This window comes from Paenibacillus sp. FSL M7-0134 (genome assembly GCF_038007865.1).
GTDB classification, from domain to species: Bacteria; Bacillota; Bacilli; order Paenibacillales; family Paenibacillaceae; genus Paenibacillus; species Paenibacillus polymyxa_B.
Window position 1 is genome coordinate 1,561,501 of record NZ_JBBOXV010000001.1, and the last position, 6,000, is coordinate 1,567,500.

5 protein-coding genes are annotated in these 6,000 nt (G+C 49.6%); all 5 read left to right on the forward strand.

The genetic code is table 11. The features are described from left to right. The first annotated feature begins 99 nt into the window (after positions 1-99). Complete coding sequence (locus NSQ58_RS06840; protein ID WP_068938319.1) at positions 100-1,638, forward strand: DUF4127 family protein; 1,539 nt, start codon at positions 100-102, stop codon at positions 1,636-1,638. 5 nt (positions 1,639-1,643) lie between these two features. Continuing rightward, on the forward strand, positions 1,644-2,363 hold the full coding sequence (locus NSQ58_RS06845; RefSeq protein WP_068938318.1) for an N-acetylmannosamine-6-phosphate 2-epimerase: 720 nt from the start codon (positions 1,644-1,646) through the stop codon (positions 2,361-2,363). Continuing rightward, complete coding sequence (locus NSQ58_RS06850; protein WP_028541977.1) at positions 2,341-3,180, forward strand: MurR/RpiR family transcriptional regulator; 840 nt, start codon at positions 2,341-2,343, stop codon at positions 3,178-3,180. The genes NSQ58_RS06845 and NSQ58_RS06850 overlap by 23 nt, the downstream gene beginning before the upstream one ends. 130 nt (positions 3,181-3,310) lie before the next feature. Further along, positions 3,311-4,273: an ROK family protein gene (locus NSQ58_RS06855; protein WP_076295752.1), complete on the forward strand. Its 963-nt coding sequence runs from the start codon at positions 3,311-3,313 to the stop codon at positions 4,271-4,273. A 25-nt stretch (positions 4,274-4,298) separates the two neighbouring features. Continuing rightward, the gene (locus NSQ58_RS06860; protein WP_023986655.1) at positions 4,299-5,909 is read left to right on the forward strand and encodes an FAD-dependent oxidoreductase; all 1,611 of its coding nucleotides are present in this window, start codon (positions 4,299-4,301) and stop codon (positions 5,907-5,909) included. Positions 5,910-6,000 lie beyond the last annotated feature (91 nt).

The window sequence follows — 6,000 nt, forward strand, 5'->3', positions numbered from 1 at the left end:
TGTTTGCGATGGATTATGAAACCAAGGCAGCATAGCTGCCCTGAAAATAATCATTTGCCGTTAGGATAACGGTAATTTTCAGGAGAGGTGGAACGTACGGTGAAGTCAAGCACCCGATTACTTTTTATACCGCTGGATGAGCGGCCCTGTAATTATCAATTTCCTTATTTACTGGCACAGGGTACAGACTTGGAAATGGAGCGACCCCCATTAGAATGGATGGGACAAAAGAAAACCCCTGGCGATACGACCAGACTATGGGCATGGCTCGAGGAACGCGCGGCTACTGCTGATGGAGCTATTGTTGCGATGGATACGTTGCTGTACGGAGGAATCGTACCTTCTCGACTACACGGTATGTCGAGCGAGCAGGTCAGAGATAGAGTGAATCGGCTTCGCAGGCTAAAGCAACTATATCCGCAACTGACTCTGTATGCATTTCAACTAATTATGCGTTGTCCGCAATACTCTTTGGCTGATGAAGAACCGGATTACTATGCCGATTGGGGTCGTGAGATATTCCGAAAGGGCTTCATTGAGCATCGTCAGGAGCTGGGGATCGCTACCGCAGAAGAGTTGCTCGAATTAACTGATATTAAAGAGCGTTTGCCAATAGAAATACTGGATGATTACCTGGGGCGTCGCCATGTGAATTTGGAGGCTAATGAAGTTGCACTGGATCTCGTAGCAGAAGGTATCATTGATTTTATGATTATCCCACAGGATGATTCGGCTCCCTACGGCTATACCGCCAAGGATCAGCAGCGGCTAAGAAGTCGTATTTCTGAGCTTGGGCTGGATTTGAATGTATACATGTACCCGGGGGCAGATGAAGTGGGTTGTACGTTGCTGGCTCGTTGGGTTAACAAGATGAATAATGTAGTCCCACTGGTGTATCCCCGATTGTCTGCTTTGCAGGGGGCATTCGTAGTTCCGCTTTTTGAAGATCGCTATTTTTACGAAACCTTAAAATATCAGATTATGGCGGCAGGTGGGCTGATAGCTTCCTCGGCAACGGAGGCTGATTGGATTTTGTTGGCTAACACACCCGGTGACACGATGGCAGAGGCTTCATCCCAGCAGCGTGCAATGACCGGATATGATGTACATCGGAATGTAGTAGAGCTGGTTGAGTACGGTTCTTATATGCTGCAATATGCAGGTCAAAATGTTGCAGTTGCTGATGTGGGCTACGCCAACGGCGCAGATCTCAAGCTACTTAGACTATTAAAGCAAAAAGGACTGCTTTTTAAGCTGGCAGGTTATGCAGGCTGGAATACCAGTTCTAACACGCTGGGCACCGTCATTGCTCAGTCCATGCTGTATACCCACTATGGCTCTACGGAGGAACATTTGGATTTTCTGTCGCTGCGCTACGCCGAGGATGCCTGTTATTGCGCTGTGGTACGTACGGCTATGAATAACGAAATTGTGGAGCAGATGGGTTTTACCAAGTTTATGCTCGATGGACCGAGAGGCTCGGTAGCTGCGGTTATTCGCGGACGGCTGGAGCAGGCACTCAATGAATATGTGAACGGGCCGGAAGGCTGCGTGGAAATTATAGATTGCTACATGCCGTGGAACCGCACCTTTGAAGTCGGATTAACCGTACGGCATCATGCCGAGAAGAGAGGGTGATTCCTATGGGAATGGAAGGTGTATTATCCAAAGTTCAGCACGGACTGATCGTATCCTGTCAGGCGCTACCAGGCGAACCGTTACATGGAGCAGATTCTATGGTCAAAATGGCGCGTGCCGCACAGCAGGGTGGAGCTGTAGCGATTCGCGCCAATGGCGCATCGGATGTACGTGCGATTAAACAGGCGATTTCTCTACCAGTGATTGGCTTGATTAAGCGGGATTATGATGATTCTGATATTTACATTACGCCCACCCTTCGTGAAATGGAGGAACTGGTGGAGGCAGGGGCGGATATCATTGCGCTGGATGCCACATTACGACCGCGCCCAGCGGGATGTAAGCTGAAGAGGCTCCTAGATTATGCCCATGAGCAGGGAGTCACTTCCATGGCAGACATATCGACACTGGAGGAGGCGCTTCATGCGGCCTCCCTTGGCGCAGACTGCGTATCCACCACGTTATCCGGGTATACGCCGTACTCTACTCAGATTGAGGGTCCTGATCTGGAGCTGGTTCGGAGAGCGTCGGAACTGGTTCCTGTTCCTTTAATTGCAGAGGGCAAAATCTATGATCCAGCGCAGGTTGAGGAAGCATTCCGAATGGGAGCACATGCAGTGGTTGTAGGCTCGGCGATTACCAGACCCCAATTGATTACGCAGCGGTTTGCCGATGCCGCAAGGAAGGCAGTGAAATGCATCTATGGAGATGAACGACCGAATTAACACGTATTATCCTTCATTAACGAAATCGGAGCAGAAAGTCGCCTTATGCGTACTGGAGCATCCCGCAGATATCATATATTTCTCCGTGACGGAGCTGGCGGATTTTGCAGGTACAGGCGAAACGACGGTGATGCGCTTTTGTCGGAAAATTGGTTTCAAAGGTTATCAGGATTTCCGACTGTCCCTGGCACAAAACCAGACTTATCGTAAAACCGATATGGGCGAGGAGAACATCGACCCAGATAACGAACAAGATATTACGCGTACGGTGTATCACAACATGCTCGATATTTTGCACTCCAGTATGGGACTGCTGGACCATTCAGAGCTTGGTCGTGCGATTGCGTGTCTCGATCAAGCGGGCTATGTTCAATTTTTCGGCGTAGGCGCTTCGGGAATTTCCGCGCAGGATGCTAAAAATCGTTTCTTACGGATCGGGCGGCGCGCCGAGGCCGTGGCAGACGGTCATATTCAGTCGATGATGGCGGTGTCCATGAACCCGGGTGATGTCGCTATCGGCATCAGTGTATCAGGAAGTACGCTGGATACGAACGATATGCTGCACAAAGCCAAGCAAAACGGTGCAACTGTTATCGCAATTACGAATTATGCGAAATCACCCATCACCTCCATTGCAGATATCGTGTTACTGACCGCAGGCAAAGAAGCCCCGATAGAAGGTGGTTCAATCGGTGCTAAAATTTCACAGCTATTCGTGATTGACCTCATCTGCGAAGGGCTTGCTCGCAAGCACACGAGTCACACCAAACAGATGAAGGAAAAAACAGCGAGGGCCGTTATTGAACGAAGCTATTGAGATTTTTCAGTTGTGAATTGAAAACTGTGCGCTCTGACAGTTCAATGACTTGTGTTTGTGGTGCATATGAATGGCTATTTCATGTATTGCTACTAAATAGAAGGTTTGTAAAAAGAGCTAGTAAGCTTTTATGTGGGGCAACAAGGAGGTTGGTGTGGTGGCAGCTGCTGTGAACAGAGTCATTGGAATCGACATTGGGGGCACATCGGTGAAGGCCGCCATAGTGGCACGGGACGGATCGGTGCTTGATGAAATCCGGCTGGATACGGACGCTTCCCGTGGACGTGAATGGGTGTTGTCGCGGGTGTCAGAATCTGTGCTCGGATTGTTGCGTTCTTTTGGAGATACCAGCATCGGTGCCCATATAGATGTAGGCGCTCTAGGCATTGCTACTGCTGGCCGAGTAAATGTGGAGAGCGGCGAAGTTGTGTATGCCACAGATAACCTACCTGGCTGGCAAGGTACATCCTTGGTAACGTGGGCTAGAGAAAAACTGGCTTTACGAGCGGTTGCTGATAATGATGCGAACGCCGCTTTACTTGGAGAAGCGTGGCAGGGAGCGGGGAAGGGCAAGCGACGCTTGGTGATGCTCACGTTGGGAACAGGTGTCGGAGGTGCATATATGGAAAATGACCTCTTGTGCAGAGGGGCTCATTGGAGCGGCGGTGATTGGGGGCACAGTATTCTATTCCCGGGGGGACATCCCTGCAATTGTGGAAAAAAAGGGTGCGCCGAGCAATATGTATCGGGGAGCGCCTTGTTACGTCGAGGTAGGGAACACGTCGGTAAATTGTACCGCTCAGGGAACGAGATTGTGAAAGAGGCCGCTCACGGTAACCAGGAAGCAATCCAGGTGCTGGATGATTACACCGCAGATTTAGCTGTGCTTCTATCTAATATCTCGGTGCCTCTTGATCCTGAGGCAATCATTGTAGGCGGAGGAGTAGCGGACGCGGGAGAGGTCTGGTGGCCCATGCTGGAAAAGCATCTGCACCAACTTGGAGTTCAAACGGAAGTAAGTCGGGCATTGTTGGGCAACCGCGCTGGAATCATCGGCGCTGCACGGCTTGCTTTTGAAATGACCGAGTCCTAGTACAAGAATGAAAGGGGAACGAACCATGACGCAAAAACGGCTTGATACCGACATTGTTGTGATTGGCGGAGGTCTGGGGGGGACATCGGCAGCTCTTGCGGCGGCGAAGGCTGGCATGAGAGTCATCGTGACGGAGGAGACGGATTGGTTAGGGGGGCAGTTAACTTCACAGGCGGTTCCCCCAGATGAGCATCGATGGATCGAACAATTTGGCTGCACAGCAACATACCGTGAGTTCCGTAATCGTGTGCGTGACTACTACCGTCAGAACTATCCGTTAACCGAAGAAGCACGGAATAATCCCATTCTCAACCCTGGGAATGGTTGGGTAAGCCGTCTGGCCCATGAACCACGGGTAGCTCTGCGGGTGCTTGAAGATATGCTCGCTCCCTATTTGAATACGGGGCGCGTTCATGTATACTATCACACCGTGCCTATTGCGGTTCAGACGGATGGGGACTGTATTACTTCTGTAACTGTCCGTACCTCGAATAGCTCTGATCATAAGTGTGGATTTAGAGTGCTGCACGGAACGTTTTATCTGGATGCGACAGAGTGTGGTGATCTCCTTCCAATGGCGGGCGTGGAGCATACGAGTGGAGCGGAGTCGCGGGCTGCTACGGGTGAACCTCATGCACTGGAGTGTGCTAACCCTTTTGATATGCAATCTATCACACATGTGGCTGCCGTAGACTATATTCCCCAGGAAAGCTTCATTATAGAGCGCCCGCAACAATATGATTTCTGGAGAAATTATATTCCTTCCTTTTCCCGTTTTCCGATTTTGAGCTGGTTTGCTACTGACGCGGATGATACCAGTAAACTAAAACAGTTCACATTGTTTCCTAACGATCAGGGCATTGTATCCTTATGGGATTATCGTCGTATTGTAGATCCCTCGATATGGAGCGAACCGCTAAATGATGGTGAGGTAACTCTTTTAAACTGGGCGCAAAATGATTATTACCTAGGGCCATTGATCGGTGTCACCGCTCAGGAGCAGGCAAAACATCGAGAAGGAGCGCGTGAGTTGACTCGTTCATTAATATATTGGCTTCAAACCGAAGCGCCCCGATTAGATGGAGGGTTCGGCTATCCGGGCATTCGACCACGGGGTGATATTCTCGGCACATCTGACGGTCTGGCTAAAACGGCTTATATTCGTGAGTCACGCCGAATTCAGGCCAAGTATATGATATCTGAGTTTGATGTAAGTCGTGAGCTTCGGGGAGAAGAGGGACCCAAGCGATATATAGACAGTGTAGGTGTAGGTAGCTATCATTTGGATCTTCATCCAACTACGGTATCTCAGCGAACGTTCTACATCCCTAACTATCCTTATGAAATTCCATTGAGATCACTTATTCCGGTGAGAATGCGCAATTTACTTCCTGCCTGCAAAAATATAGGGATGACCCAAATAGCCAATGGCTGCTATCGATTGCATCCTACAGAATGGAATATAGGAGAATCAGCGGGAAGCCTAGCGGCTTACTGTGTCTCCAACGAAGTATATCCCATTGAAGTGAGCCGATCAGCAGAGCATCTTGGATGTTTTCAAAATGTTCTTCTTCGCCAAGGTGTGGAACTACACTGGCCTGCAGAGGTATTCGAGCCAGAGGGAGTCATCAGCTAATGAAGGGGCAACTAGCCCCTCGACTGATTTAAATGAGCTGAAAGATGAACGGATTTATTCTAAAATAAAAAAACAAAAAAAGTGCTTGCTA

What these genes read in the sequence shown, in the direction of transcription:
- NSQ58_RS06845 (WP_068938318.1), top strand. Translation starts at nt 1,644, where the DNA reads ATGGGAATGGAAGGTGTATTATCCAAAGTTCAGCACGGACTGATCGTA.
- NSQ58_RS06850 (WP_028541977.1), top strand. Translation starts at nt 2,341, where the DNA reads ATGGAGATGAACGACCGAATTAACACGTATTATCCTTCATTAACGAAA.
- NSQ58_RS06855 (WP_076295752.1), top strand. Translation starts at nt 3,311, where the DNA reads ATGTGGGGCAACAAGGAGGTTGGTGTGGTGGCAGCTGCTGTGAACAGA.
- NSQ58_RS06860 (WP_023986655.1), top strand. Translation starts at nt 4,299, where the DNA reads ATGACGCAAAAACGGCTTGATACCGACATTGTTGTGATTGGCGGAGGT.